A 25,633-nucleotide genomic window follows, 5' to 3' on the forward strand; every position below is an offset into this window, starting at 1 on the left:
CACCCGGTGACCGGGGCCGGGGCCGCTCGGGCAGGGGTTGGGTCGCCGTAATGCTTTCGAAAGTAAGTGATTGCGCCGGTCTTCGTGTCGCGGTCATCGGGGCCTCTCGAGTTGCCTGCGGGCGGCGGCACGCGAGATGCGTAAGCTGAGATGTTGCCGCAGGCCATCGGCCGAATGACGGCCGGCCGGGCCCGGAATCATCGATCATGCGGGAGGATGGAGTCATGTTGATCCGAATCTTCGACCGGGGGGCCGCGACGGTGATCGAGGCCCCGGCGGACGTGGTCGTCCACCGGGGCCGCGTCCTGGGGCTGCCCGACATGCTGGAGGTCCGCGGGGCCGCCGGCCAGGAGGCGGTCCTGCTGACCGAGTCGGTGGCCGTCTCGGCGGCACGCCTCGGGCTGTACGGCCTGAAGGTCGTGGAGCAGCCGGTGGCCAGGGTCCGGGCGTGATGGGCCGGCCGCCCGCCACCCCCCGGCCCGGCCCCCCCCGCCGGGCCGATCGCCCTCAGGAATCGATCGTGCCAGGGATCCGGCACCGCCCCCCAGCCGACCGCGCGACGCCGAGCGAGGCATGATGTCGACCCGATCCGCGAAGAAGCCCGCGGGCCTCCCCCCGGCCGCGGGACTCGCCCTCGCCCTCGCGCTGGTGCTCTCCCATGCGGCCCTCGCCCAATCGGGCGGCGGCCTGGGTGGGATGCTTGGGGGTGGCGACCCCTCCCCCGGGGGATCGTCGCCCGGCGGCGGTTCGGGCTCCTCCGGCCCCGGGGGCGACCTGGACATGCAGAGCGACGCCTACGTCCACCGCCCCGAGCTGAACGCCGGGCTGCCCCAGACGGAAGACCCGCCCGACCTGGAGACCCCCCAGGCCAGCCTGGCCAACTTCATCGACGCCTGCGACGAGGGGGACTACGACCGGGCCTCCCGGTCGCTCAACCTGAATGGCGTGGCCCACGACCGCCAGGCCGGGCTCGGCCCGACGCTCGCCCGGCAGCTCCGCGCGGTCCTCCAGCAGAAGCTCTGGATCGACTGGACCGACGTACCCGACCGCCCCGACGGGAGGCACTTCGGCTACACGCTGGAGAAGGCCCAGGGGAACACCACCGAGAAGCCCCGGTCGTTCTACCACCTCGGGTCAATCCCCCTCGATCACCGGGACGTCGACGTCTACCTGGAGCGGGTCAAGGTGCCCGGCGCGATGCCGGCCTGGGTCTTCTCCAAGCGGACGGTCTCCTACGTCCCCGACCTGTACTCGGCCTTCGGCCCGGGGCCCCTGGAACGTCGACTGCCGTCGGGGCTGACCGGGACGAAGGTCTGGGGCATCGCCACCTGGCAGTGGATCGGCATCGCGCTGTTCGGGCTGATCAGCCTGGGGATCGGCTGGGTGGTGCAGGCGGTGGTCGAGCGGATCCTCAAGGCCCAGTCGTCCCAGCGGCTCTCGGACTGGCTCAGGGCGCTGGCCTGGTCGGTGCACGGCCCGATCGCGGCCGTGGTGGGGCTGGTGGCGTTCAAGCTGCTGACGTCGAGCCTGCTCCGGCTGGCCGGCCCGGTGCTGGCGATCGTCGAGCCGGCGATCTTCGTGCTGATCGTCCTCTCGCTCACCTGGCTGCTCTCCCGGGTGATCGACTTCGCCTCGGGCCGGCTGACCAGCCGCTACGAGGGGGAAGAACGCGCGTCCAACGCCCACGAGATGCTCACCCGGATCAAGGTCGCCAAGCACTTCTTCACGGTGATCGTGCTGCTGGCCGGGCTGGGGGTGGCGCTCTGGCAGTTCGAGTGGTTCCACGCGATCGCCTACGGCATGCTGGCCTCGGCCGGGATCGCGGCCCTGATCCTCGGCGTGGCGGCCCAGCGCCCCCTGTCGAACCTGTTCGCCGGCGTCCAGCTGGCGATCACCCAGCCGGTCCGGGTCGGCGACGCGGTGATCTTCGCCGAGAACTGGGGCTGGATCGAGGAACTCGCCGTCACCTACGTCGTGATCCGCACCTGGGACATGAGGCGGCTGGTCGTCCCCACCTCGCAGCTCATGGACAACACCGTCGAGAACTGGACCAAGGGCGGCGAGAACATGATGAAGCCGGTGTACCTCTACGCCGACTACCGGGTCGACTTCGCCGCCGTCCGGGACGAACTGGGGCGCATCCTCAAGGATTCGGAGGACTGGGACGAGGAGGTGCCGCCGATCCTCCAGGTCACCGGCTGCAAGGAGGAGACGATCGAGCTGCGGGCCCTCTGCTCGGCCCGGGACCCGTCGGTCGCCTGGAACCTGCATTGCGAGGTCCGGGAGCGGCTCGTCTCCTTCCTGAGGGACCTGGAGGGGGGGGCCTACCTGCCCCGCACCCGGGTCGCCATGGTGGGGGACGGCCTCGCCTCCCCCGCCCTCGACGGCGACGACCGGCGGGAGCCGGCCGAGGGGGGCGACCGTCGGAGACCCGGTGATCGCCGGCGCAAGGGCCGGTCCCCCGCAGGTTCCGGCTCGAAATCGACTCGATCCCGCTCCAACCAGCAGGAGGCCGCCCGCCGTCATCGGATCGGCGGCAATCCCCGGGGGAATTCCGACGGCGACGGCGAAGGCGAGGGAGACGAGGGCACGTAAGACCGGCCCGGACGCCCATCCGCCGACATCGGAGTGGAGGTTGCGTGCACGCGGTATGGCCCCTCGATCCGACTCGACGCCGTCCCGCGGCCCCCGTATGATTGGATGATTCGGAGACCGCCAATCATCGAGGCCCCGATCGTCGGGGCCGGCACTGCGAGAGGGAACGCCATGTCCGGCATGACGCCGAGGAGTTGATCGTGGCACCGAGACTCTTGATCGTCGAGGACGATTTCACGCTGTCGGAGGTCTGGCGGACCGTGTTCTCGGCCCGGGGCTGGGAGGTGTCCGTCGCCTCTTCCGTGGCCGAGGGGCTGGCCCGGCTCGACCCGGCCCCCGACTACCTGATCCTGGATCTGCAGCTGCCCGACGGCGCCGGCGAGGCCGTCCTCCGCCGGGTCCGGGACTCCGGGTTGAAGACCCGGGTCGCGGTCACGACGGGTTCGGACGACGCGTCGAGGCTCGCCGCGCTGGAACCCGAGGCCCTGTTCCGCAAGCCGGTCGACGTGGTCGACGTCTGGCGGCTGGGGTCCCTCTCCGAGGCCGGCTGACTGATCGGCCCCCCGGGGACGAGACTCTAGCTTCCCTTTTCGGATCGGGTCGCGTCCCGTCACCACCCCCCGGGCCTGACGTCGGACCGGGGCAACGCGAGGCCCGAGATCGGCCCGGACGGCCTCGGCCCCGTCCCGGGCTCCGATTTTTCGCTTGCGACCCCGCCGAGGCCGAACCACAATTCGCGCAGCGAGATCCTCGTCGATCGTCTCCGAGCGAAGTCGCTCAACCGTCGCCGGTCCGTCCGCGACAAGGGACCTATTCATGGACACGGCCGATGCCCCCCCGATCTCACCAGAGCCGCCGGGCCGGCCGGGCGACGGGCGGAGCATCTTGCTGGTGGAAGACAATCGCGACATCGCCCGGGTCCTGTCCAGCCTGCTGACCCGGGCCGGCTACCGCGTGGTCACGGCGGCCGGGGTCGACGACGCGACCCGGGTTGGGTCGGCCTGCGGCCCCTTCGACTTGCTGATCAGCGACCTGAGCCTCCCCGACGGCTCGGGCCTGGATCTGATGCGACGGCTCGGCCCGATCCCCGGGATCGCCGTCTCCGGCTACAGCACCGAGGTCGACCTCAAGGAGTGCCTGGAGGCCGGTTTCATCGACCTCCTGGCCAAGCCGGTCACCTTCTCCGACCTGGAAACCACCATCCGGCGCGTCCTCGGCTAGTGCAGGATCAGGGCTGATCCGTTGCAAGGCGATCGTCGTAGATGCGGTGTGAACCCACCTCTCTTCATCCGGCCACCGACCCCCGACGAGCATCAGGCGATGCGGGCCGGCCTCCGCTCGCCCTCGGCCTTCACCCTGCGTCGCTGCCAGATCCTCGCGGCCAGCGCCGAGGGACTCAGCTCGACTGATGCAGATTTTTGGGGCTATGCCGCGGGTGCCAGGGCGTAGAACAGGACATCCTGTAACGGCCGGGGGAGTTCTTCGATAGCCGCCACGCCCCCGGCCTGTGGGAAAACCCACTCCCGCCACAGCCGGCGGCGCACCGCCGTCAGCGCATCCGAGAACGTCACGCCCGACTTGCCCGGCCAATGAACCCCGCCGTCCCGTTTCGACTCGGGCAGGGCCTGGTACAGCAACGCCACCACTGTATACAGCCCGAATAGGCACGGCGCCGCCCGTAGGACCGTCCGCCGGCACCAGCCCCGCGTCGTCTCCAATCCGAGATGGCAGCGCAACTCTTGAAAGGTGGTCTCCAGGTTCCAGCGGCCGGCGTAGGCCTCGATGATGGCCGTCGGGCCCATGTCGGGATCGGTGCTGAAGAAATACTCGTCGCGATGCGTGCCGGTCCGATCCCGGACGAAGACCCAGGCGATCTCGACCAGCCCCTCGCCCGCCTTGTACCAGTGCCCCGCGCCTTGGGCGATGCCCACCGACCGCGTCCCGCCGCCGTACCAGGCGACCGTCTCGCTCCGCAGTTCGGCGGCGGCGGCCGCCTGGCTCGGCTTGGGACGCCGGGCGCCCTTGACCGGCGGCCGGCCGTTGCCCCGGTACGGCGGGGGCGGCTCGAAGAGGTTGGCCTCGGGATGCAGTTTGCTGACCAGGGTCAGCCGGTCCCGATGCCGACGGCAGAAGCGGGCCAGCTCGTGCGTGCCGTAGCCGGCGTCGCCGACGAAGACGAACCGCCGCTCCGGGAACCGCAGCAGCATGCCCCGGAGCAGCGTGGCCATGACCTGCGCCGGCGTGCGATGAGGCCGGCCGCGGGCCCGGTCGTTCTCCTCGGAGCGATACAGGTCCACGAGGACCGGCAGGGCCCAGGGGCGCGTCGCCCACGGGAAGCGGATCAGGACCGCGAGCACGACCCACTTGTGGCCGTAGCGCCAGGCGGTGTAGCCGTGGCTGGAGCGGACCGGGTCGCGGTGCCGCGCCTTGCCGTAGACCCTGCGGCCCGGATGGTTCTCGACGGTGTCGTCGCCGACCAGGAGGACGGGCCGGTCGGCGGGCACCAACGTCAGGACCAGCCGGCAGAGGTCGCAGGCCAGGTGCATCGCCGACCAGGAGGCCGAGGAGAAGACCCGCTGGTAGGTCGTGAGATGCCCGGCGGCCATCGGCGTGGCAATCCGCAGCAGATTGGCGACGGTGCGTCGGCCGGTGGCCAGGATCGCGGCACCCATCAGCAGCGCGAAACGCGTGAAGGTCGGCCGTGAGAAGGCAGGGGCCAGCGCCTGGAGCAACGGCGCGGCTTCTGATGGTAGGATCACGGCGGGTCCGTCCTCGGTCGGTGGTCGTGGGAAGCCGGTTCAACTCCCCATGCTACCGCCAAGGCGGACCCACGAAATCTGCATCAGTCGAGCTCAAGCCCTCGCGGATCGCCCCCCGGATCGGCTGCTCGACCCAGTCCGTCCGCAACGCCCTGCGGGCCTTCGACGCCGAGGGCGCCACCTACTTGCGGGAGAAGTCCCACCGCCCCGCCTCGGCCCGCCCGGCCCTCGATGACGCCGGTCGCGAGCCGCACCGGGCCCCGCACCACCGCCCCCAGGCAGGTGACCCTACGCCCGCTGGCCCGCCGCTCGTGGTAACAGCTCCGCGTCACCTTCAGGAGATGCTCGAAGGGCTCGGCCGGCCCGAGGCCCGGCGATGGCGGGCGATCGCGGTGATCAGGCCGCGTTAGCGACACCTCACCCCGGCGCCGTCCGGGCCCTTCTTGTTGCGGAGGATGACGGCGGCCCGATGCACCCAGCCGAAGGCCACACGCACGTCCGGCCACATCGCCTCGGTCGCCTCCAAGCCCTCGGCCAGGATCGCCCGTAGACGGCTCAGCTGGCTCGGGAGCCCCTTTTTGTGGCCACTCGGTCCAGACTCGCGACGACCGCGGCCAGGCGGCCCTGCACCGTCAGCCCGGCGGCCACCAGCGGCGGTCGGCCGTCGTCGGTCGCCGCCGAGTGGCCCGCCCCGCTGTAGCCCCGGATCATCTCGTCCTCGTCGTCCTCGCGGCCCTCGACCTGCCGCTCAATCGGCCGGGGCTCATCCGGGATTCCGGGGTGCTACGAGGAGACCGATCAGCGAGGCCAGTAACGCCTTGCCCCTGCGCCGGACGTCATGAACGAACTCGAAGAATGTTACCTCGGAATGATGTGATAGTACGCCGCCGTCGGGCCCTGCGCCGCCGGGAAGCCCTCCCCGTTGAGCTTCGCCCAGAACCGCTCCCACGGACCCGCCGTGTACGTCCACGCCCGCAGGCTCAACACCGTCTCCGCCCCGCGGCCCTTCCGCTTCATCCCCGAGCCGCACCGCCGCTGCTCCACCGGCACCCCGCACGCCCCCCAGTCACGCCCGTGCCGATCGGGATGCCGCGGGCCGACAGCCCGGCGTAATCCATCCGCCCGCGCCTGGCCCGGTCGCGGAGGTGCGTCGGCGCCGAGTCCACCTCCGCCGGCAGCCGCTTGCGGCCCAACGCCGCGCCCCGCGCCTCCAGGTCCGCGATCAGCGCCCCGGCCGCCCAGGCCTCGCGCTCCGGCCGGTGGCACCGGGAGTCGACCCGCGGCCGCAGCCCCGTCGCACCCTCGGGGGACAGCGGATCGGATGTGCTGGGTGGCGTGGTGGGAGTCGACGGCCTGGCGTTCGACCTCGTAATCCAGGTAGCCCCGGTTCCCCTTGGCCCCGTCGGCCAGCCCGACATACGTGGCCCCCGGGTAACAGGCTATCCGGGAATAGCAGGGCAGCGTAAGGTGTTGCCGAGCCAGGGAGTCCGCTCGTCACGACGGCAACAGGAGGGGCCCCGATGCGCAATCCCTATCCCTCGGACATGACCGACGAGCAGTGGGCCGTCCTGGAGCCGCTGATCCCCGTCTCCTCGCCGGGGCGACCTCATGACGTCGAGATGCGGGAGGGGCTCAACGCCATCCTCTCTCAGGCCCGCAGCGGCTGCCAGTGGGACATGCTCCCCCACGACTTCCCGGCCCAAAGCACCGTCTTCGATTCCTTCGAGCAGTGGCGGGACGACGGCACCTGCCAGGTGATCCCCGACGCCCTGCGTCGGCAGGCCCGGCGAGCCGCCGGGCGGGAGCCGTCGCCGGGGGCCGGGAGCATCGACAGCCAGGCGGTCGAGGGCGCGGAAGTCGGCGGCGAGCGGGGCTACGACGGCGGCAAGAGGCTGCGGGGGCGCAAGCGGCACGTCATCGCGGACAGCCTCGGCTTGCTCTTGGTCGTGCTGGTGACGGGGGCGTCGGCCGACGACGGCACGACGGCCCCGAGGGGGCTGGCCCGCCTGACCGCCGAGCACCGCACCCGGCTGGGCGAGGTGTGGGCCGACGGGAGGTGTCACGAGCACGGGCTCAACGGCCGGATGAAGCGAGCGCAGGTCGGCTACGTGATCGAGGCGGTCAGCCGACCGGCCGGGGCGAAGGGCGTCGTGTTGCTCCATCGCCGCCGGGTCGAGGAACGGAGATTCGCCTGGTTGGGCCGATACCGGTGGCACAGCCGGGACCACGAGTGGTCGGCCGATTCGAGCGAGGCGATGATCAAGGTCCGCTCGATCCGTCGGATGCTCAGGCTCTTGAGTGGCGATCAGTCGAAGAAGCCCGTACCCTTCAAGTACCGAGATTTACAGGCGATCATTCCCGGATAGCCTGTTACAGGCCAGCTTTCAGGAGCTGCGTACGGAGGGGGGCGGGGGGACGCGGAGGTTGTCGGAGGGGAAACGACTTAGGGCACCACGGAGGGTGCCCTAAGTCGTTTCATATTGCGGTGCTAGTTCGGCTGTCAGAGATCGGTTGAGAGCGCCCAAGACCTGAGCCAGGAGAGACTTCTGGCGAGGGCAACCTCGCCGGGAGGTCGCCGATGCACTGGCGCCACCGGATCCGCAAGCAGCAACTGCTCGACGAGTGCGAGATCCCCCCGGTGCTCTTCGACGGCGGCCTGGAACGTCTCGCCGAGTTCGCCCGGCCGTTCGCCGAACGCCTGGTCCGCCGCGAGCAACGCGACCACGCCCGGACCTACCCGGCCGGGCCGGCCTCCGACCTGGAGCGGAAGAACACCGAGTCGATCGCCTACCTCCACGACCGGGAACGCCACGGCCTACAGCGCCCCGTCGGCTCCTCCACCTGGGACCACCCCCCCCTGCTGCGCGAGCTGGCCAGCCAGGTGGGCCGCGAGCCAGGCACGCCCGGCGGGGTGGTCGTCTTCGACCCCTCGGGGTTTGCCGAGGAGGGCAACACCTCGGTGGGGGGCCAGCGGCAGTGGGTCGGCCGGCTCGGCAAGGTCGACAACGGCGCAGGTGGGCGTCTCCATAGCCTACGCCACGTGCCACGAGCACGCCCTGGTCGATGTCCGGCTCTACCTGCCGAAGGGTTGGGCCAAGGACCGAGCCCGCCCGAAGCGGCGCGGCATCCCCGGGGGGGAGCGGTACCGGACGAGGCGCGGACTGGCGCCGGAGATGCTCGAGGAGGCCGGGCCGCCGCTGCCGCACGGCTGGGTCGCCGGGGACAACGAGATGGGCCGGTCGTCACGGTCCCGGGCCGGGTTGCGCCGCCGCGAGGAGCGTTACCTGCTGGCGGTGCCATCGAACACGACGGTGCGCGACCTGGAGGCCGAGCCGCCCGAGCGGGGCGGGCGCGGGCGTCCCCCGAAGCGGGCCTTCGAGCAGGCCCGGGCGTGGGCCGGGTCGCGGCCCCCGGGGTCGTGGCGTCGGATCGAGGTGGGCGACGGCGAGCGCGGCCAGAATGTCGTGGAGCTGGTCGCGACTCGGGTGGTGGCCCGAACCGACCGGGGGCGGATCGGGCCCGAGGAGTTGCTGGCGGTGCTCCGCGGTCGCGACGAGGCCGGTGCGACAAAGCAGGACTACGACCTGTCGGATCCCCCGCCCGAGACGTTGCCGGCTGACCTGCCCCCCCCGATGATCCTGCTGGCGAAATGTCAGGCCGGGACGGCCGCGGTGATCAGCCGGACGAAGGCGCACGTCCTGGTCGCTTCTCGAGGTGCCTCCGCGAGCCAGTCGACGACGCGCAAGATGTCGATCGCGGCCGCCGTCGCCAGGTGCTGGAGGTGCGTCTTCGCCCGACCCGCGTAGCGCGATCGCCGCAGCCCGGCGACCCGGACCGCTTGCGAGATCGTCCCTTCAATCCCCGCGCGGTGGGCGTAGTCGGCCCGGTACTCCTCCGTCTCCTCCCGCGCGCGGGCCGCCCTCAGCGCCTCGAACGGCTCGCGGGCCCGGATCGTCAGCGACCGCCTCGCCGCCCCCGTGCACCGCTCTCGGGCGGGGCAGGGCTTGCAGTCCTTCCTCGAGAACTTGATGTGCACGACCTCGGTGTGGTCCCGCTCCACGGCCGGCGTCCACCCCGAGCTGACGCGCCCCTCCGGGCAGGTGGCCCGGCTGCCCTCCCAGTCGATGGCGAAGTCCGACGCCGTGAAGCCGCCGCCGGCCAGGGCCTGCCAGCCGTAGTCCGGCCGCGTCGGCCCGATCAGCTCCACGCCGTGGTCGCGGCGGCTGCTGACCAGCAGCTCGGCGTCGATGTAGCCGGTGTCCGCTAGGTGCTTGCCCGGCAGCGAATCCTTCCGGCCCAGCTGCTCGTAGATCCCGGCCAGGGCATCGCCGTCGGCCGCCGGCGCCGGCGCGGTCGTCACCTGGACGACCAGGTGGGGCGACTCGTCGTCGCACGTCTCGGTCAGGTGGGCCTTGTAGCCCACCCAGATCGTCGACCGCTTCTTGCCGTACCGGGCCTCGGAGTCGTGAGGCGAGTTGATCGACGCGGCGGAGGGCGGGATGCCGTCACCCTCGGCCCGCCAACGCAGCCCGCCGGCCTCGACCAGGAAGTGCTGGACCCAGACCCGGCGCAGCGTCTCGACCGCCGGCGATCGCGCGACCGAGGGCGGGGCGCCGGCGTCGTAGGCCGCCGCCAGCAGGGCGTGGCCGTCCTTGCCGACCTCCCGGGCGAGGGCGCGGCGGCCCTCCTCGGAGTCCGGGAGCCGGGACTCCTCGGCTCGCCGGCCGTAGCGCTCGACCCACTCCGCCCGGGCCTGACGGCGGAGCCACTCTGGGTCCGCCGCTGCCAGGCTGTTCAGGACGTGGCGCATCGTCTCGACGACGCACTCGAGCCGGTCGAGGTTGCGGACGCGGGCCAGGACGTGCGTCGCGTCGGTGCGCTGGCGGCCGCGGGTCTTCAGCCAGCCGCGCCCGCGGCAGAGATCGAGGAGCGCGTCGAGCAGCCGCCCCTCGGCCGAGCCGGCGACGAGCCGCGCCCGGAACTCGCAGAGGACCGAGGCGTCGAAGCCGGGGTCGTCGAGCCCCAGGCCGAGGGCGTACTTCCAGTCGATCCGCCCGCGCACCGCGTCGGCGGCGCGGCGGTCGGACAGCCCCTCGGCGAACTGGAAGACGGTCACGAGGGCCAGCCGCCAGGGGGACTCAGCGGGGCGGCCGCGGCTCGGGTACGGGTCGGCGAAGTCGTCGTCTCGGAAGATCGTGCCCAGCTCATCGCGCAGGGCAATGTAGGTGTTGCCACCGGGGAAGGCGGCGTGCGCGACGCGGGCGGCCTCCTCGGGCACCGATCCGATCGGCCGTGGGTGAAGCGACATGTGCGGGCTCCGTCCGGGTGGGATTCCCCTGGGACGTAGCGTAAGCCCCACCCGCTGGTCGATCTCGGATTCGCCAGCAGGATCGGTGGCGCGGGCAGGCCATCGGGTCGAGGAGCGCCTACCGCGCGGCAAGGGCGAGGCGGGCCAGACCGAGTCCCAGGTGCGGACGTACACGGGCTGGCACCACCACCAGGCGTTGTCGCTGATCGCGGCGTGGATCCTGGCTCAGGAGGCGCGTCGGGGGAAAAAGCGGGCGTCGGCGTTGACGGCGCCGCAGGTGCGCGCCGGCCTGACGGCGTTGCTGCGGTCAGTGTGTCGGTGTGACGAGCCGGTGCGGATCGCCCGCGACCGGGAGCGTTGGCTGAGGCGCACGGCCCTCGCACGGTTCTATTGCTGGAAGAAGTGCAAACGCCTGGCTCCGTTGAGGAAGCGCCTACTGTTGTGATCTCCGACAGCCGAACTAGGCGTCGGCTGTCGGAATCTGACGCCTGCTTGCTGAGTGCCCTCCGAAGGACTCGAACCTTCAATCCGCTGATTAAGAGTAAGATATTCCCATTTTTCGATCTGCGAACGCAAGTCCGTGTCGCCTCAAGGCTATAGGAAGCAACACGCAATACCACAATAAGTTGCGTCATGGGCGCCACGCCCCTGAGCGGCGGTGAGCGGCAGTGAGCCGGAGCGAGTCCTGCTGAGTCAGCGCAACACTTCGCGCAACACATTTTCAACGGTCATTTATGTGATTTGCGGGGCTATCGAGGAGACCACCCGGCTCGGTCGGTCCCATTCCCGAACCCCAGGATCGCCGGGGGCATCCAAGTAGCGAGGGCGATCACCCCGCTGGTGGGTCTCGATTTCCCGCTGATGCCTCGCCACGCCGCAGGGGAGCATGTCCGTGGAACCGCTGCTGCTCGTGGGCCTCGACCCGCCCGAGACCGCCGAACTCCGGCGCCGCCTCGACCGCCCGGTCCTGGCCTTCGAGACCCTGCCACGCATCCGGGTGGACCGGGGCCGGCTGCTCGTCGAGCACCCCCGCTTCATGGGCCACTTCGTCTCGGTCGAGCGGGTCGTCTACCACGCCATCTTCGGCGACGACTTCGACTCCCTGACCGCCCTGGCGCTCTGGGGCGGGCCGCGCCTGCCCGGGGCACGGGGCATGATGGACCTGCGTATCAGGCTCCCCGGGCTGGTCCGGGCGCTGGCGGTGACCCGCTTCGGCGGCATCCCCAGGGGCTACTCCGACCGGGGGACGACCGTGCCCGCCGGGGGTCCGACCGTCGCCAAGTGGGGCAACTGGCACTGCGGCGAGGACAAGGCCCGCTTCGACGACTACTGAACCGCAGAGGTGCCGACGGGGATGATGCGGGGGTTCTTCACGACGATCGGACTCGACCAGTACCTCCACTTCGTCGCCCTGGTGGCGGCGAACCGGTACTTCCTGGGAGGGGCGTAGCCCCGCAAGGGATACCGTCCCGATGCCCCCGCCGACGAGAGTCCGGGAATTGAGGGTCTGCGACCATGGGTCTGCTGAGCGACGAGGAACTGGAGCGGTCGGCGGTCGTCGCCAACTGCCGGATGAACCAGGAGCGGGACCTCGCCGGCTCCAACAGCTACCACCGGGAACTGCGGTTCGATCCCGTCGGCTTCCTCAAGTCTGCCACGAGGCAGCAAGATGGAGCGGCCTGGCTGGACCTCTGCTGCGGCAGCGGCAAGGCCCAGTCCTTGAAGGGGTTGAAAACCTCCATGCCCCCAGGGTGAGCTTCCTAATACCAAATATCTTGGATGACTGCCCCTTCGGCTGGGTGCCTGCGGCATACTGCCCCAGGCACCCAGCCCACGAAATGAGAGTGATCCAGGCAATCCGGTATTACTGTGGCGCGTCCTTATTGGTCCTCCTCCGCCTCCTCCTTGCAGGAGCAGACAATCCACAACGTCTTTTGACCGGTGTCGATCCGCGCGCAGGTCTGACAATAGTGTTGCCCGCAATCGGGGCATACGTGGGGCTCCTCCTCGTTCGCGTCGAACTCCTCCATGCACACCCCACATTCGTAGAGGTCCTCCTCGGCCTCCTCTTCGAAGTCGTCGAGGTCCCCGGCGACCTGGAGGATAGCCTCCCGGGCAACGTCTCGGATGTCCAGGCACTCGTCGTACTCGTCCTCTTCCTCTTCTAGGAGGTCGTTGACGGCCTTGAGGACGGCCTGCCGGAAGGTGTCCAGGTGCTCGGAGGCCAGCCCGGGGTCATGGAGTTCCTCCAGTAGGACCATCGTGACGAAGGACTGGAATCCCCCCTGGGTCCGCTTCTTCTTCTTGGCCATCGGTCCACTCCACGGGGAATATACCGATTCGAGAGAGCACCCATGCTGACAAACTAGCTCAGGGTCGGCGCCCTCGGACGTAAGGAACTCGGGCTTCGAAGTGGTAAGGGCTCCACGAGTAATATCTCGTGGACGATCACCGCAACTCTCGCTGAGCGGAGAAAAAATCATAACCGATGGGAAAGCTAACCGGAAGGACACGTTCCTCAAAATCATCTCGCCCCGGACTATGAGATTTTTGGACACTATGCTTTGGCGTGGGATGCAATTGCCTTCTGGTTAGGTTTCTTAGTAGGATGAACTCTTCACTGGAGCAAAGGTCGAGACGAGACGAGTCCCGATGGGCGACCAGAGAGCGGTATTCCTGAGCCACAACTCCAAGGATGCAGGTGCAGCGGCCCTCCTCCGTCGCGCGATATTGGCCTATTGCGCTGGGGAGCGGACCTACGCTGACATCAGCAGGGGGACAGGGGTGTCCGTCCCTCAAATCTCCAGATACGCCAAAGGGGAGAGGGACCTCAGCTTCTCATGCGCGTGCAAACTCATGGTATTCCTCCGGTTGGAGGTCTTGCTTCCACGAGATTTGGAAGAAGTCCCTGTAGAGGAGCTAGTCCCCCGGGACCCCATCGGAGGCAGGCCACGACGGAAGGCCGAGGTTCCCAGTGAGACGCCCGCCCAAGTAGCTGTGAATGAAGAATTCCAACGTCGCCTCAAAGAAAGGGCGCGGGAATCGGAGGAGCCTGCGCGGATATCGAACAGGCGGATCGTGTAATTGCCCTGTGCGGAGTGACCTTCGCCGACAGACCTTATCGACCCACCGTCTTTCGGGCCGGGTTAGTGGTGTCATGGCAGGCATCGTCTGGAAGCGAGCATTTCGACCTGTTGATCGAGCTTATCCAGTGAATTGTAAGTGAAGCGGGATATGCTCGGACCATAGAATCCCCCGGAGGGTCGATCATCCGAGGAGGTCGAGGACGTGCGGTATCTGATCTCGGCCCGGGTCAGGCCGGGCAAGCGGGCCGAACTGCTGACCGCCCTGGAGGACGGCTCCTTCGGCGCCGGCTTCCCCTACGGCGACCTGGGGGCGGTGCTCCGGCGAGGCCGGGTGGACGCCAGCGGGGCGATCCGCTGGGTCGAGGTCTGCTACTGCCGGGAGTCCTACGGGGTCGCCATGGAGGAGGAACTGCCCTACCTGGAAGCGTACCTGACCGACATCGTGGTCGCCGACGCCCGCAGCCCCGCCCGTTGCGAGGGCTACCCGGCCTGCAACGACTGCGACTGCACCCGAAAGGTGCGGTTCGAGGGTAAACCGCTGGTGGAGCACCTCCGGCGTACCGTCGCCGAGTCCGGCGAGGTGAGCGGTGCCGGCCGACCGACCCGCTGGCTGGGCTGGCGGGGCCGGGTGACGCCCGAGGAGGCCGGGCGGAATCGAGCTTCGGGGCGAAATCCGGAGTGACCAGGTGATCGACCCGGATGCCGTCCTTCTGCTCCGGCCCGAGATGCCCTGGCCGCCGACCTCGATCAGTAGTAGAAGGAGACGACCCCGACGCCCCGCTTGCGCGCCGCCTCCAGGCACCTGACGAGGGCGTGCCGGGCCTCCTCGATGTCCTCGTCCTCGGGGAAGGACAGGTCGATGGCCGAGAGCCGCACCAGTTCGCCGTGGACCTCCTCCGAAGTGAGGTGGCTGACCACGGGGAAGTCCTCCGGCGTCGGTATCTCCACCGGCAGCCTCGCCCGCTCCAGCAGGGTCTCCACTTCGAGGTCGTCCAGGGAGCCCAGCAGGTCGTCGTGCGGCAGTTCGGCCCCGAGCCAGCGGCAGAGAAGCTCCAGGGCATAGGCGTACTGGAAGCCGCAGTCCGGTCGGCTGACCCGGCCTTCGATCAGGTCGTCGAGGGCCTGGGCCAGCGTCAGCCTGTCCTCGTCGAACCAGTCGTCGCTGCGCTCGAACTCGTCCCGCTCGGCCTCCTTGATCCGGGCGAGCAACGCACGGTCCTCCGAGCCGAGCGCGGTCCTCAGCCGCTCCAAGTCCACTCCGTAGAGGGTCGTGGAGTATCCCATCCCCGCCTCCCGGGCCGTCGATCGTCGGAGCCCGATTCGAACCCGGCCAACCGTCGGTGGCCGGACGCCGAAGGGCCGAGCATGGCTGAATCGGAAGTCGCCCCCCGGGTCCCTCGTCTACCACAGCCCCGGCACCAGCCGGAAGCGCACCCGCCGGGCGTAGTCGGCATACCCGACCAGGCCCTCCCGGAGGAAGCGGTCCTCCAATGCCGTGCGGTGCAGGAACAGGGCGACCAGGGGCACCAGCGGCAGCAGCGACCACCACGAGCCCAGGGCGATCCCCCCGCACACCGTCCCGACGAGTAGGCCCGTGTAGCCGGGGTGCCGCAGGAAGCGGTAGGGGCCGGAACTGACGACGTGGTGCCCCCGCTCGGCCTGGATGCGGACCACCGGCGAGAAGAACCGGTTGGCTGCCATGGCCCAGATCGACAGGCCCATGCCGGCGGCGTAACCCAGCAGGGCGCCGGCCTGCACGGCGACTGGCATCGGCCCGGACCAGCCGAACCGCCCGACATCCATCCCGGCGACGACGAGGTGGGCCAGCACCAGAGGCAGGGCGAAGAACCTTACCCGGCGGCTCGTGCCCCCCGGCCCCGGTCGCAGCCGCTCCTTCCGGAGGTCGGGGTCGATGGCCAGCATGCCGGCGGCCATCAGCGTGGCGTGGAGGGCGAGGACGGCCCAGAACCAGGGCAGGTCCATCCGCCCGGCTGCGGTGAAGAGGATGGCGGCCAGGGCCGCCTCGACGGCCAGGATGCGGGGGACGATCGCCATGGCTGAACTCCCACGGGCACCGGCAGGAGCCACCACGATGGGGCTCGGTCGAACGTCATTATCGTCCGGATTTCGCCGATTTCAATCCAATATTTTGTGAATCCAAAAAGTCCGACGGTGATCGAGGACCGATCGGGGGTCTCCGAGTGTCGGGACGCCCCGACGCTCACCTCGGACGGGAATCCCCGCCCTCATCGACCCGGACCAGCACCCGCCCATACCGGGTCAGGGGCGGATCGCCGTCGTCCGTGACCGTCAGCAGGACCGGGATCGTGCGCGCCGAGGCATCCGGGTTGATCGTGAGCCGGGCCAGGCCCGATCCCAGGTCCTCGATGGGGATCGCCTCGGCGTCGGCCGGTTGCGGGTACACCGACCAGGCAAAGCTCAATTCGTCGCCGTCCGGGTCGGATGAGGCCCCGGCGTCCAGGGTGATCACCCCTCCGGGCGACACGGACCGATCCCGCTCGCCTGCGATGCGGACGACCGGCGGGTGGTTGGCCTGCTCGTAGGGCTCGGCGCACCAGTCGAGCCGGGCCCGGAAGTCGGCCTGGAACGCCGGGCGCCACCTGTAGACCGATGACATCCTCGGGTCGGGGTCTCCCGAGGTGTCCAGGTCGGCGTCGGCCACGTCGGCGAGCCGGTGCCCCTCGCCCTCGAACCGGCCGCCCCAGCTTCCCAGCCAGGGGTCCTCGGTGTCGCCCAGGCCGTTGGGGATCAGCGAGAGGAACGACGGCGTGTCCCCCTCCTTGATCCCCCGCACCCTGCCCAGCGTCCTCGACCAGATGTCGCCACCGTCGTAGTCCGGGTAGAGGTCGCCCAGCGGGCCGTGGCCGTGGATGTGCTCCCGGACCCAATCGGAGGAGACCAACTCCGGATCGCCGCCCCGGTACATGCCCCGATAGGCCCGCCGCTGGATGATCGTATACAGGCCGGGGAACTCGTCCCTGATCCAGGGGCCGGTCGCGTCCTGGTCGCCGATCGAGTGGACCCGGAGCCTGGCGAGGAATCGGTCGAGGTCCTCGGGGCTCCGATCCGCTCGCACCCGCCAGAGGGCCTGAGCCAGGTCGGCGGAACCGCCCCAGATCAGGACCCAGAGCGGCCGGGGGTCATCCCGGTCCACGACCTCGATGATCCAGTCGGAGCCTTCTGTGTCCTTGCCCTCTCCGACGCTCTGCTCGACCGGGACGTTCGGCCCAGCGATCGGTCGGCCCGCCTTGATTATCCCGGCGAGGTCCGAGGCCGGCGGATAGCGATCGTCATGGAGCAAGAGGTTGGGCAGGGCTTCGCCGTAGGCGTCCACCACCCGACGGATCAGGTCGGGCCGGACCCGCTGCCCGTGCCCGAGGTTGGACGAGGCGATCAGCCCCTCGATGTCGAAGTCGTTGGTGTAGAACATGAGCCGGATCACCGACTGGCCGTCGTCCGGCTCGGCGACCCCGGCGGTCAGGCTGCCGATGTCCGTCAGGACGACCAGCCGGGGCCGATCGGGCGGGTCGGCCGCCGAAGCCTGGCCCGTGAGGCATGCCAGCAGCGGCAGGAGCCGGAGGAGATGGTCCATGGTCATCGCTCCTTGCCGTAGGCCCTCGGGTCCAGCAGGACCTCCATCGTGAACTCCTTGGCCCGCCGCTCGTTCTCGGGCGTGAACGAGGTGACGTGCAGCACCTCGCCGCCCCGGATTTCCATCAAGGCGGCGTCGGCGAACAGGCCCGGCAGCCAGGCGTGTATGAACGTCCCGTCCAGGTAGCCATCCGCCTTCCGCTCGCCTGGGCTGTACTCGGGGCGGTTGCGGAACTGGAGGACCATGTAGTCGAGCAGCGGGACGCCCAGGTCGGTCAGCAGACGCCACTCCCCGCTGCTCGGGCCGTTGTCCTCGGCCTCGCAGTGCTCGGGCCGGGGGAGGACCCGCCACTGGTCCTGGCAGGGCTTGGGTATCCACCAGTGGTCGTCGCCCCAACTGACCACCCGGAAGTGCCGGGCCACCAGTTCGGAGGCCCAGCGGTAGTGCCCGTTGTAGACCTTCAGGTCGGTGTGGTAGACGACGCACTTGCCGGCGATGCCCGGGTCGAGCGTGTAGGCCGAGGCCAGCGTGGCGCCCTGGCCCCCGATGTTGACGATCAGCGGGCGGCCCGGGTCCTTCTCGAACTGCTCGTTGATGAGCCGGACGTAGAGGCGTGCCCCCGCCGAGCCCTTCCGCTCGCCGGCCTGCTCGCTCTCGGCCTCCGTGCCGACGGTGATGGGCGGGATGCGGCCCATCCGCATGCCGGACGCCTCGGCGTTGGCCCGGGAGTCGAGGGCCGTCTGCGTCCACTCCGGCTTCGAGAAGCCCCAGAAGTCGGTGAGGACCGGCGTGACGATCAGGCCGGTGAGGTCCATCTCGCCGAGGCTGGCCATGGCGTAGGCCCACTCGTCGTCGAACACGTCGTCGTAGACATCGTTGTCGTAGATGACCGGGTTGGTGACCGCCTCGCCCTGCTTGACCGTGATGCCGTGGACATAGAGGCCCGGCGGGTAGCCGGGGCGGTCGAAGCCCCAGTCGCCGACGGTCGGCTCCTGGTTCTGACCCCAGTCGGTGGTGCGCGGGTTCCTCCGTGACGCCTGGCCCGGGGCGGTGCTGCCGAGGAGACAGAGGACGGCCAGGCAGAAGGCGACGGTCCCGAAGCCATTCGAGCGAGAGATTGCCATGGGAGGGTAGGTCCTGGTGCGTGCGGATTCGTCGCCCCCGACGACGGGGCGATCACGCCTGCCGGCTCGCCATGATGCCGCCTGCGTCGGGAGGATCAACGCCGGTCCTTGCTGCCGGACGGCTCGAAGGTAATCCGCACCCTCCGGTAGTGGGTCAGGGCTGGCGTGCCGTCATCGGTCACCTTGAGGATGACGTGGGCGACATGCGGCTCCTCGACTCCCGGGGCCGTGAGGCGGGCCTGCTCCTTGTCGGCGTCCTTGATCTCCAGCGGCCCCCGATACGTGCCGGCCTCCGGGTAGAACATCCACTCGTATGAAATTTGATCCCCGTCCGGGTCGGAGGAGCCGGCGGCGTCGAGCCGGACGACCTCTCCGGCCTTGGCGTGAAGCTCCTCGGCGTGCCCCAGGCTTGCCACGGGCGGGTGGTTGGCCTCCTCATGCGGCTGGACGCACCAGTCCATCCGGGCGGCGAAGTCGTCCTGGTACGCCTCCCGCCAGCGCCAGATCGTCGCCTGTCCCGTGGTGTAAGCCTTGCCATCGGACCCGACGACCGTATCGGCGGTGTTGGTGTAGAAGCCGTTTTGCTCCTCGTAGCGCCCGCCCCAGCCGCCCCACTCCGGGTGCTCCGGGGCGTTCAACCCGTTGGGGATCAGGAACAGGAACGACGGCGTGTCTCCCTCCATGATGTAGGCGGTGTCGGGGTAGAGTTTGCCCAGCGGCCCGTGGCCGTGCTGGACGTTGGCGTCGATCCAGTCGTTGGAGACCAGCGAGAAGTCCGGCCCCTCGAACTTGTAGTGCTTCTCCCCGGAGATGCCGGACCATGTGGCGCTGGCGTAGTCGCAGCCGGGGCTGACGATGTAGAAGAGGTCCGGGAACGTCTCCCGCATCCAGGGGCCGGCGTCGTCCTGGTCGGAGATCGTGTAGACCCGCAGCCTGGCGATGAACCGCTCGACCTCCTCGGGGCTTCGGGTCTGCTTGACCTTCCAGAGGGCCTGGGCCAGCGTGTTGGCCCCGCCCCAGATCGGCACCCAGAGCGGCCGGGGGTCGTCCCGGTCGGCGACCTCGATGATCCAGTCCGAGCCCTCGGAGTCCTTCCCCGCGCCGACGCCGGCCATGCCGAACTCGGCTCGCCCCTCCTTGATCCGCTCCCGGAGGGATGCCTCGGTCGGGTAGCCGTCGGCATGCTTGATCAGGTTCTCCCGGACCTGGCCGTAGGCGGCGACCCGCTCGATGATCATCTCAGGGTTGATGCGGTCCTTGAGCCAGGTGGAGGTGGTGGCGACGAGGCCCTCCACGTCGAACTCGTTGGTGTAGAGCAGGAACCGGACCATCGACTGCGAGTCGTCCGGCTCGTTGCCGATGTCCGTCAGCACCAGCACCCGCCGCTGCTCCGGCTCGGGGCCATCGTCGGCGTGGCTCGGAAGCGCCATGGTGGGCAGCAACAGACTCGCCAGGACCGGGACGGCCCACCGCCCGCACCTCCTCGACTCGATCATGGCCATCTCCCCGAGCGTCGATGCGTCTCGCCCCCATGCCTCGGTCCGGGGGGCCAAAAGGGGTATGATAGCGGGCCCCGCCGGAGGGGGACATCGACTCCCGGCTGGCGGTGCCCCTCTCTCGATTTCCCAGCGGGATCGGAACGGGGCCGAGGGCCGGGCGTGATCCGGGTCGCTGAGGTGGCCTTGCCCGGGGGCGGTTCAACCGACCGAGGTCGGCGTCGTGGGAGGGGGCGGGGACGATGAGGATCGCCATCCTGGGGGCCGGGGGCGTCGGCGGCTACTACGGCGGCCTGCTGGCCCGCGCCGGCCACGATGTCGTCATGCTGGCCCGGGGGCCGCACCTGGACGCACTCCGACGGCGGGGCATCGAGGTCCGCACGCCGGAGGGGGCCTTCACCGCCCCGGTCCAGGCCACCGATGCCCCGGAGGCCCTTGGCCGGGCCGACTACGCCGTCGTCGCCGTCAAGAACTACTCCCTGCCGGAAGTCGCCCCGGCGGCGCGTGCCCTGGCCGAGGACGGTGCGGTGGTCCTACCGCTGCTCAACGGCGTCGAGGTGGTCGAGCGGCTGGTCAAGCTCGGCGTACCCGCCGACAGCGTGCTCGGCGGCCTGACCGCCATCAGTGCCGCCAGGGTCGGGCCGGGCGTCGTCGAGCGCTACAGCACGCTCCAGCGGGTCGTGGTCGGCGAGGTGGCCGGCGGGGTCTCCGAGCGGGCCGAGCGGATCGCCTCGGCCTTGCGGCAGGCCGGGGCCGAGGCCCTGGTCAGCGGCGACATCGCCGTGGAGGTGTGGCGGAAGTTCGCCTTCATCGCCTCGATGGCGGCGGCCTGCGGCCTGGCCCGCTCGCCGATCGGCCCGCTGTGGGAGACGGCCCCGGGCCGCTTGCTGATCGGGCGGCTGGTGCGGGAGGCGGTGGCCGTGGCCCGTGCCCGGGGCGTGGCCCTTCCCGAGGGGGAGGAGGAGAGCATCCTGCGGTTCTTCGGGACACTGCCCCCGGACATGAAACCGAGCTTGCTGCTGGACGTGGAGGCCGGCGGCCCGACGGAGATCGACGACCTCAGCGGGGCGGTCTCCCGTCTGGGGAGGCTCTCCGGGGTCGAGACGCCGGTGCATGACACGGCGACGGCGGCCCTGGGAGGTCGGGGTTGGGATGAGGCCGAGGCTGGGGGATGAGCGGGGAGAGGTGGGCGACTCGGCGCAAAAAGAACGGGAGGGTCATGCTCGATGGCCCTCCCGTCATTCACCTCAAGGAGGCGGAAATCGGTCAGTAGGTCCGAACGTATCCGCCGCCGTAGCCACGACCGCCGCCGTAGCCGCCGCCGACGCCGGCACGGGCCTCACGGGGCTTGGCCTCGTTGACCGTCAGCCGACGGCCCCCGTACTCGTGGTCGTGCAAGGTGTCGATGGCCGCCTGGGCGGCATGGGCGTCGTCCATCTCGACGAAGCCGAAGCCCCGGCTGCGGCCGGTCTCCCGGTCCTCGACGACCTGGGCGCTGGCGACTTCGCCGAACCCGGCGAACAACTCTTCGAGGTCGGGACCGGTGGCCTGGAACGGCAGGTTCCCGACGTACAGCTTCTTCAAGGCGCTTCTCTTCTTCGAACGGATCGGAGGGACCCAACGATCTCTTTCCGGGTCCCGGGAGAAAGGGGCCGACTAGGCGGCCCGTCAGGCGGAAAGGCGAGGGAGGCAGGCGAGGGCGATACCAAAAGGATCAACGTCGCAGGCTCGATCGTTCTTCTACCTGGGGATACTACGTCGCCATGATCGGAAAGGGTCGCCCCGCCGGGAAGATTGTCCGAGGTCCCCGATTTCAGGGGTAAACAGGGCGAGCCGACAGCCCGACCGGGCCGGGGTGGACGACTCGGGTCGGGATTCCCCTCGCACGACAGGCCCGACCCGATGGCAGATCGAGCCCGGCGGTGGGATGATCGGGCCGGAATGGTCTGCTGATCCGGTGACGGTCCGGGATCGGCCCTTGGCCTTGCCCCGCCCCCGACTGTGCTGCCGATCCCCGATCCACGAGGAGGCCGCCATGGCGACGGACGAGGAACTCAAGCGGGCCTTGAAGGCGTTCAAGAAGCGGCTGAAGCTGACCCGGCTCGACGACGAGTCGGGGCTCAGCCGGGGCGGCGGGAAGAGGTCGGCGATCACCGGCATTACGCCCCCGCCGGGGCATCCGGCCGGCGTCTGGGAGGAACTCGTGGCCCGGGGCAAGCTGCGGCGCGACATGGGCGGCACCTATGCCCTGGTGGAGGGGGCCTGAAGGCCAGTCCGGTTGGCCGCTGTCCGGACTGGGGATCGCATCGGACGGGACAGTCTCGGACGCCTCCACGAGACAATCTCCCCGGAGGGTCGGACCTCCGGGGTCTCCGTTGCACCGGGCAGGCGGCCCCGTATCCTGGAGTTGGAGCGTTACTGCCCATCCCGTGACCGAGGGGAGCCGCAGCCATGCCGGACTCGAACGAGCCGCAGGACCGCCCCGAGGGCAAGACGGTCTACCTCCCCGCCTCGCCCGACACGCCGGACATCCCGCTGGCCGACACCGAGGAGCCCGCCGAACCGAGGCCGGGAGAACCGATCGCGCCCTAGGCCCCGCCGCCGGAGACGCCCGACGAGCCGATCGACGAGGGGGCCATCGTCCCGGATTGAGGCAAGCTCGGGGCAGTGACGGCGACATCGACCACGGCGCACAGCCCAGCGGGGCACCCATGGCCCAGGACTTCACCGATGCGGCGACGGCGCGGGCCTGGGACGCCGACCCGGCGGCCCGGAACCCGGCCCGCACCGAGCAACTCGACCTCCTGCTGACGATCATCGAGCAGGAGCACCGACCCGGCACGGCCATCCTCGACATCGGCATGGGCTCCGGGCGGGTCGAGGAGTCACTCTTCGGGCGCCTCCCCGAGGTCCACGTCGTCGGCATCGACCACTCCGAGGCGATGCTGGGCCTGGCCGCCGGGCGGCTGGCCCCCTGGCGGGGCCGCTACCAGGCCATCCGCCACGACCTGACCGACCTCGGCTCGCTGGAGTTGCCATCGGGGCCATACCCGATCGTCTTCAGCGTCCAGACGCTCCACAACCTCGCCGACCGGCACAAGGTCGGGGTCGTCGCCCGGGTCTTCGATGCCCTCATGCCGGGCGGGCTGTTCCTGCTGCTGGATCGCATCGCCGTCGAGCCACCGGGGCTGTTCCCCAGCTACCGGGCCCTTTGGGAGCGGCTGGGCCGGGTCCATGGGACCGCCCTGGCCGAGGGTCGGACCTATGCCGAGCACCTCGATGTCCTGGCCGATCAGGGCGACCGGCCCGCCGACCTGGAGGGTCACCTCGCCTGGTTCCGGGGTGCCGGCTTCGAGGCGGCCTGCCTGCACCTTCACGCCAACCGGGCGCTGATCGTGGGGCGGAAGTCCGGCGGCTGACCTCGCCCGGCATAGAGGCTCCATCAGGGTATTGGCCTGCGGCCCTACGACTCCTCACGGCCCCGGCACCGCCTCCAGCAGGCCCAGCCGCCAGGGGATTTCGCCGTAGGGCTTACCCCGCCGATCCTCGTCGGCGACCCCCTGGAAGAGGAACCGCAGGCCAGATGGGTCCACCTCCAGGCGCTCATCGACGCCGGCCCGCAGCAGTTCCCCGTGGCTGAACGAGTCGGTCCAGGGCTCGCCCTCGAACCGGACGTTGACCGGCCCGGCGAACGGGCGCTCCGGGGTCGCCGCCAACGGTTCCCAGCCGCCGTCCAGCCGATCGGCCAGGTATGCCTTGTAGTATCGCCGCCCGCCGTCGCCCTGGGCCTCGGCCACCGTCAGGTAGCGGTCGAGCCCCTTGAGCCGGTAGGTATGGCTGGCCTCGAAGATGTCGGCTTCGAGGACAACCCGGGGCCGATCCCGGCCGCCGGGGAAGTCGCCCAGCGTCGTCGCCGACCGCCACATCCGCCCGTCCAGCGACGTGAAGAACAGGTGGGCCTTGGCCTCGTCGCAGATGACCCAGAAGTCGATCCAGGCGTTGACGTTCTCCGGATGCTCCTCGAACACCAATGTCGGCTCACTCCAGGAGCCGGGGTCGGCGATGTCCTCGGTGGTGGAGAAGGCCGGCTGCAAGGCCGGCTTCCGGGACGGCTCGGCGACCTGATAGATCAGGTACCACCTGCGGTGCGGGGCGAAGTAGAAGACCTGCGGGGCGCAGAAGTAGCCGTCGGTGAGCGTCAGGACATGCCGCTCGGCCCGGTCGGCGTCCTCCCAGTCGGTGAACGAGAGGTATTCGATCTGGTGGGTGCGATGGCGGCTGCGGATGGTGCAGAAGAGGTGCCAGCGGCCGTCGTGATGGACCACGGTCGGGTCCTCGATGGCGTGGCAAGGATCGTCGGGCCTCTCGGCGGGGGCCACGATCGGGGCGGTAACGGCCCAGCGGAACTGACCCGAGAGCAACGCCTCGATGTCCTGTGATCGCCGGGCATTGCTTTCCTTGGTGTCAACGCCTGATAGGTGTTGGGCCAAGTCGTCGAGTTCGGCCAGGGTGAACCGGACGCTGACGATGTAGGGCACCTCGCCCTCGTCCCAGTGGCCGTAGGTCGTGGCGACGAAGGTGCCGTCGGGAAGGACTTCCACGCCGGGGTAGGCGCAGTCGGTCCCCTTGGTGTTGTCCATCAGCCGCACCCGGTATTGGCCCTCCCGTCCTTGCACGATGTCGTCGTAGGAGCCGACCCAGCCGACCCAATCCCCCTTGGTGGGACTCTCGTGCGTCGTGTCCCGGAAGGAGATGAACAGCCGGCCGTCCGGCCCGTATCTGCCGACGTGCCGGTCGCCGGTCATCGCCCCGGGCAACTCCCTGGGCTCGGTCCAGGTCTGGCCCTCGTCGTCGGAGAAGATGACGAAGGAGCTGAACCGGCGGCTGTTCTCCCGCAGCAGCACGGCGATCTGCTCGCCGTCGGGGGAGCGGATCAGGCCCGGTTCGCAGAGGTGGGCCTCCGGGTGCTCGGCGATGACCTCCGGCTGGCCCCAGGTCAGGCCGCCGTCCTTCGAGATCGTCTTGTAGACCCGGAACATGGTCACCTCGCCCTCGTCCCGCAGGAACCGCCCGTCGTCGTGGAACAGGGCCATGTAGGAGCCGTCCCTGAGCCGCTCGACGCTGGCCATGGCGACGATGCCGCCGAAGTCGCCGATCGGCTCCAGCGGCGTCCAGGTCTCCCCGTCATTCTCGGAGACCGACATGCGGATGTGGTACAGGCCCGAGAACAGGATCAGCCGCTTCGTGCCCTGCGGATCGACGACCCGGTGGATCGTGGGCGTCTCCTTGGAGGAGGCCCAGTTCTCCGGCGTGGGCAGGCGGTCGGACCAGGAGAGCCCGCCGTCGGTGCTCCGCTTCATCACGATGGCTCCTCGGCCGTGCCCTTTGGGGTAGACGGCGAGGATGGTCCGGCCGTCTTCGAGCAGGACGGTGGTCGGGTGGCCGAGGTATTGGCCCTCCTCCCGGTCCACGACCACCTGGCGATGCTCCTGGTCGGCCAGGTCGATCAGCGGGATGGAGTAGCCGCGCGGGAGGTGCGGCGGGTCGTCAGCTTGGGCCGAGAATGCGAGGGCCGGAATGTGGGCCAGGGCGGCGACGATGAAATGAGGGAGCTTGATCCGCTGGGGCATCTCGATGGTCTCCGGGATTCTC

General features: G+C 69.9%; 25 protein-coding genes and 2 pseudogenes. 14 read left to right on the forward strand and 13 right to left on the reverse strand.

The window, feature by feature from the left end:
- Nucleotides 1-224 precede the first annotated feature (224 nt).
- From ElP_RS16585 to ElP_RS16600, 4 genes are all read left to right on the forward strand, one after another.
- On the forward strand, nt 225-452 hold the full coding sequence (locus ElP_RS16585) for a hypothetical protein (RefSeq protein WP_145271142.1): 228 nt from the start codon (nt 225-227) through the stop codon (nt 450-452).
- 121 nt (nt 453-573) lie between these two features.
- On the forward strand, nt 574-2,595 hold the full coding sequence (locus ElP_RS16590) for a mechanosensitive ion channel family protein (protein ID WP_145271144.1): 2,022 nt from the start codon (nt 574-576) through the stop codon (nt 2,593-2,595).
- Nucleotides 2,596-2,795: 200 nt separating this feature from the next.
- On the forward strand, nt 2,796-3,146 hold the full coding sequence (locus ElP_RS16595; protein ID WP_197447045.1) for a response regulator: 351 nt from the start codon (nt 2,796-2,798) through the stop codon (nt 3,144-3,146).
- A gap of 340 nt (nt 3,147-3,486) precedes the next feature.
- Nucleotides 3,487-3,816, forward strand: a complete 330-nt coding sequence (locus tag ElP_RS16600) for a response regulator (RefSeq protein WP_197447046.1) — start codon at nt 3,487-3,489, stop codon at nt 3,814-3,816.
- Between the two features lie 203 nt (nt 3,817-4,019).
- On the opposite strand, the gene ElP_RS16605 is transcribed toward ElP_RS16600, so the two are convergent.
- The 3 genes from ElP_RS16605 to ElP_RS38175 all read right to left on the reverse strand — a co-directional run bounded on the left by ElP_RS16605 (nt 4,020) and on the right by ElP_RS38175 (nt 6,404).
- Nucleotides 4,020-5,354, reverse strand: coding sequence for an IS701 family transposase (locus ElP_RS16605; protein WP_145271150.1), 1,335 nt, complete (start codon nt 5,352-5,354; stop codon nt 4,020-4,022).
- A gap of 555 nt (nt 5,355-5,909) precedes the next feature.
- Nucleotides 5,910-6,065: a hypothetical protein gene (locus ElP_RS38170; RefSeq protein WP_197447047.1), complete on the reverse strand. Its 156-nt coding sequence runs from the start codon at nt 6,063-6,065 to the stop codon at nt 5,910-5,912.
- A 147-nt stretch (nt 6,066-6,212) separates the two neighbouring features.
- Complete coding sequence (locus ElP_RS38175; RefSeq protein WP_197447048.1) at nt 6,213-6,404, reverse strand: hypothetical protein; 192 nt, start codon at nt 6,402-6,404, stop codon at nt 6,213-6,215.
- Between the two features lie 470 nt (nt 6,405-6,874).
- Between ElP_RS38175 and ElP_RS16615 the strand changes: the two genes are divergently transcribed.
- Entirely contained in the window at nt 6,875-7,720 is an 846-nt protein-coding gene (locus ElP_RS16615) for an IS5 family transposase (protein ID WP_145271155.1), read from the forward strand.
- A 134-nt stretch (nt 7,721-7,854) separates the two neighbouring features.
- Here ElP_RS16615 and ElP_RS39690 read toward each other — a convergent pair whose 3' ends face one another.
- On the reverse strand, nt 7,855-8,079 hold the full coding sequence (locus ElP_RS39690; RefSeq protein WP_231749897.1) for a hypothetical protein: 225 nt from the start codon (nt 8,077-8,079) through the stop codon (nt 7,855-7,857).
- On the opposite strand from ElP_RS39690, the pseudogene ElP_RS41210 reads away from it, so the two are divergent.
- Both ElP_RS41210 and ElP_RS40670 read left to right on the forward strand, forming a co-directional pair.
- Nucleotides 7,993-8,286, forward strand: a pseudogene (locus ElP_RS41210) (transposase); the annotation flags it as partial. The gene ElP_RS39690 and the pseudogene ElP_RS41210 overlap by 87 nt on opposite strands.
- Nucleotides 8,287-8,290: 4 nt before the next feature.
- Nucleotides 8,291-8,794: pseudogene (locus ElP_RS40670) on the forward strand (transposase); the annotation flags it as partial.
- A 212-nt stretch (nt 8,795-9,006) separates the two neighbouring features.
- Here the strand turns inward: ElP_RS40670 and ElP_RS16630 are convergent.
- Nucleotides 9,007-10,662: an IS1182 family transposase gene (locus tag ElP_RS16630; protein ID WP_145269764.1), complete on the reverse strand. Its 1,656-nt coding sequence runs from the start codon at nt 10,660-10,662 to the stop codon at nt 9,007-9,009.
- Between the two features lie 892 nt (nt 10,663-11,554).
- Between ElP_RS16630 and ElP_RS16635 the strand changes: the two genes are divergently transcribed.
- Both ElP_RS16635 and ElP_RS16640 read left to right on the forward strand, forming a co-directional pair.
- Nucleotides 11,555-11,995, forward strand: a complete 441-nt coding sequence (locus tag ElP_RS16635; RefSeq protein WP_231749759.1) for a hypothetical protein — start codon at nt 11,555-11,557, stop codon at nt 11,993-11,995.
- A 182-nt stretch (nt 11,996-12,177) separates the two neighbouring features.
- Nucleotides 12,178-12,417, forward strand: coding sequence for a hypothetical protein (locus ElP_RS16640; protein ID WP_145271159.1), 240 nt, complete (start codon nt 12,178-12,180; stop codon nt 12,415-12,417).
- A gap of 125 nt (nt 12,418-12,542) precedes the next feature.
- Here the strand turns inward: ElP_RS16640 and ElP_RS16645 are convergent, their stop codons facing one another.
- Nucleotides 12,543-12,974 carry an RING finger protein gene (locus tag ElP_RS16645; RefSeq protein ID WP_145271161.1) on the reverse strand — a complete coding sequence of 144 codons (432 nt, stop codon included), beginning with the start codon at nt 12,972-12,974 and terminating at the stop codon, nt 12,543-12,545.
- A 976-nt stretch (nt 12,975-13,950) separates the two neighbouring features.
- Here ElP_RS16645 and ElP_RS16650 point away from each other — a divergent pair.
- Nucleotides 13,951-14,430, forward strand: coding sequence for a hypothetical protein (locus ElP_RS16650; protein ID WP_145271163.1), 480 nt, complete (start codon nt 13,951-13,953; stop codon nt 14,428-14,430).
- Nucleotides 14,431-14,495: 65 nt separating this feature from the next.
- Here the strand turns inward: ElP_RS16650 and ElP_RS16655 are convergent, their stop codons facing one another.
- From ElP_RS16655 to ElP_RS16675, 5 genes are all read right to left on the reverse strand, one after another.
- Nucleotides 14,496-15,032 (reverse strand): DUF7691 family protein, encoded by a 537-nt coding sequence (locus tag ElP_RS16655; RefSeq protein ID WP_145271165.1) that lies wholly within the window; start codon nt 15,030-15,032, stop codon nt 14,496-14,498.
- A gap of 117 nt (nt 15,033-15,149) precedes the next feature.
- Entirely contained in the window at nt 15,150-15,803 is a 654-nt protein-coding gene (locus ElP_RS16660) for a methyltransferase family protein (protein WP_145271167.1), read from the reverse strand.
- A 166-nt stretch (nt 15,804-15,969) separates the two neighbouring features.
- Nucleotides 15,970-17,361: a nucleoside hydrolase-like domain-containing protein gene (locus ElP_RS16665; protein WP_197447050.1), complete on the reverse strand. Its 1,392-nt coding sequence runs from the start codon at nt 17,359-17,361 to the stop codon at nt 15,970-15,972.
- Nucleotides 17,362-17,363: 2 nt separating this feature from the next.
- Nucleotides 17,364-18,485 (reverse strand): hypothetical protein, encoded by a 1,122-nt coding sequence (locus ElP_RS16670; protein ID WP_145271171.1) that lies wholly within the window; start codon nt 18,483-18,485, stop codon nt 17,364-17,366.
- 95 nt (nt 18,486-18,580) lie between these two features.
- Nucleotides 18,581-19,987: a nucleoside hydrolase-like domain-containing protein gene (locus ElP_RS16675; RefSeq protein WP_390836001.1), complete on the reverse strand. Its 1,407-nt coding sequence runs from the start codon at nt 19,985-19,987 to the stop codon at nt 18,581-18,583.
- Nucleotides 19,988-20,223: 236 nt separating this feature from the next.
- Here ElP_RS16675 and ElP_RS16680 point away from each other — a divergent pair, with 236 nt between their 5' ends.
- Entirely contained in the window at nt 20,224-21,156 is a 933-nt protein-coding gene (locus tag ElP_RS16680; protein ID WP_145271173.1) for a ketopantoate reductase family protein, read from the forward strand.
- 91 nt (nt 21,157-21,247) lie between these two features.
- On the opposite strand, the gene ElP_RS16685 is transcribed toward ElP_RS16680, so the two are convergent.
- Nucleotides 21,248-21,565 carry an RNA recognition motif domain-containing protein gene (locus tag ElP_RS16685; RefSeq protein ID WP_145271174.1) on the reverse strand — a complete coding sequence of 106 codons (318 nt, stop codon included), beginning with the start codon at nt 21,563-21,565 and terminating at the stop codon, nt 21,248-21,250.
- A gap of 451 nt (nt 21,566-22,016) precedes the next feature.
- On the opposite strand from ElP_RS16685, the gene ElP_RS16690 reads away from it, so the two are divergent.
- The 3 genes from ElP_RS16690 (at nt 22,017) to ElP_RS16695 (ending at nt 23,400) form a co-directional block, all read left to right on the forward strand.
- The gene (locus ElP_RS16690) at nt 22,017-22,247 is read left to right on the forward strand and encodes a hypothetical protein (RefSeq protein ID WP_145271175.1); all 231 of its coding nucleotides are present in this window, start codon (nt 22,017-22,019) and stop codon (nt 22,245-22,247) included.
- Between the two features lie 185 nt (nt 22,248-22,432).
- Nucleotides 22,433-22,573, forward strand: coding sequence for a hypothetical protein (locus ElP_RS38185; protein ID WP_197447052.1), 141 nt, complete (start codon nt 22,433-22,435; stop codon nt 22,571-22,573).
- A 119-nt stretch (nt 22,574-22,692) separates the two neighbouring features.
- Complete coding sequence (locus ElP_RS16695) at nt 22,693-23,400, forward strand: class I SAM-dependent methyltransferase (protein ID WP_145271176.1); 708 nt, start codon at nt 22,693-22,695, stop codon at nt 23,398-23,400.
- A 54-nt stretch (nt 23,401-23,454) separates the two neighbouring features.
- Here the strand turns inward: ElP_RS16695 and ElP_RS16700 are convergent, their stop codons facing one another.
- Entirely contained in the window at nt 23,455-25,611 is a 2,157-nt protein-coding gene (locus tag ElP_RS16700) for a non-reducing end alpha-L-arabinofuranosidase family hydrolase (protein ID WP_145271178.1), read from the reverse strand.
- Nucleotides 25,612-25,633 lie beyond the last annotated feature (22 nt).

The organism is Tautonia plasticadhaerens (genome assembly GCF_007752535.1).
GTDB classification, from domain to species: domain Bacteria; phylum Planctomycetota; class Planctomycetia; order Isosphaerales; family Isosphaeraceae; genus Tautonia; species Tautonia plasticadhaerens.

Coding starts and splice junctions, on each gene's coding strand:
- ElP_RS16675 (WP_390836001.1), bottom strand. CDS start 19,987: ATGGCCATGATCGAGTCGAGGAGGTGCGGGCGGTGGGCCGTCCCGGTC.
- ElP_RS16590 (WP_145271144.1), top strand. CDS start 574: ATGATGTCGACCCGATCCGCGAAGAAGCCCGCGGGCCTCCCCCCGGCC.
- ElP_RS16695 (WP_145271176.1), top strand. CDS start 22,693: ATGGCCCAGGACTTCACCGATGCGGCGACGGCGCGGGCCTGGGACGCC.
- ElP_RS16680 (WP_145271173.1), top strand. CDS start 20,224: ATGAGGATCGCCATCCTGGGGGCCGGGGGCGTCGGCGGCTACTACGGC.
- ElP_RS16700 (WP_145271178.1), bottom strand. CDS start 25,611: ATGCCCCAGCGGATCAAGCTCCCTCATTTCATCGTCGCCGCCCTGGCC.
- ElP_RS16615 (WP_145271155.1), top strand. CDS start 6,875: ATGCGCAATCCCTATCCCTCGGACATGACCGACGAGCAGTGGGCCGTC.
- ElP_RS38170 (WP_197447047.1), bottom strand. CDS start 6,065: ATGATCCGGGGCTACAGCGGGGCGGGCCACTCGGCGGCGACCGACGAC.
- ElP_RS16655 (WP_145271165.1), bottom strand. CDS start 15,032: ATGGGATACTCCACGACCCTCTACGGAGTGGACTTGGAGCGGCTGAGG.
- ElP_RS16665 (WP_197447050.1), bottom strand. CDS start 17,361: ATGGACCATCTCCTCCGGCTCCTGCCGCTGCTGGCATGCCTCACGGGC.
- ElP_RS16660 (WP_145271167.1), bottom strand. CDS start 15,803: ATGGCGATCGTCCCCCGCATCCTGGCCGTCGAGGCGGCCCTGGCCGCC.
- ElP_RS16585 (WP_145271142.1), top strand. CDS start 225: ATGTTGATCCGAATCTTCGACCGGGGGGCCGCGACGGTGATCGAGGCC.
- ElP_RS38185 (WP_197447052.1), top strand. CDS start 22,433: ATGCCGGACTCGAACGAGCCGCAGGACCGCCCCGAGGGCAAGACGGTC.
- ElP_RS16690 (WP_145271175.1), top strand. CDS start 22,017: ATGGCGACGGACGAGGAACTCAAGCGGGCCTTGAAGGCGTTCAAGAAG.
- ElP_RS16630 (WP_145269764.1), bottom strand. CDS start 10,662: ATGTCGCTTCACCCACGGCCGATCGGATCGGTGCCCGAGGAGGCCGCC.
- ElP_RS16670 (WP_145271171.1), bottom strand. CDS start 18,485: ATGGCAATCTCTCGCTCGAATGGCTTCGGGACCGTCGCCTTCTGCCTG.
- ElP_RS16645 (WP_145271161.1), bottom strand. CDS start 12,974: ATGGCCAAGAAGAAGAAGCGGACCCAGGGGGGATTCCAGTCCTTCGTC.
- ElP_RS16640 (WP_145271159.1), top strand. CDS start 12,178: ATGGGTCTGCTGAGCGACGAGGAACTGGAGCGGTCGGCGGTCGTCGCC.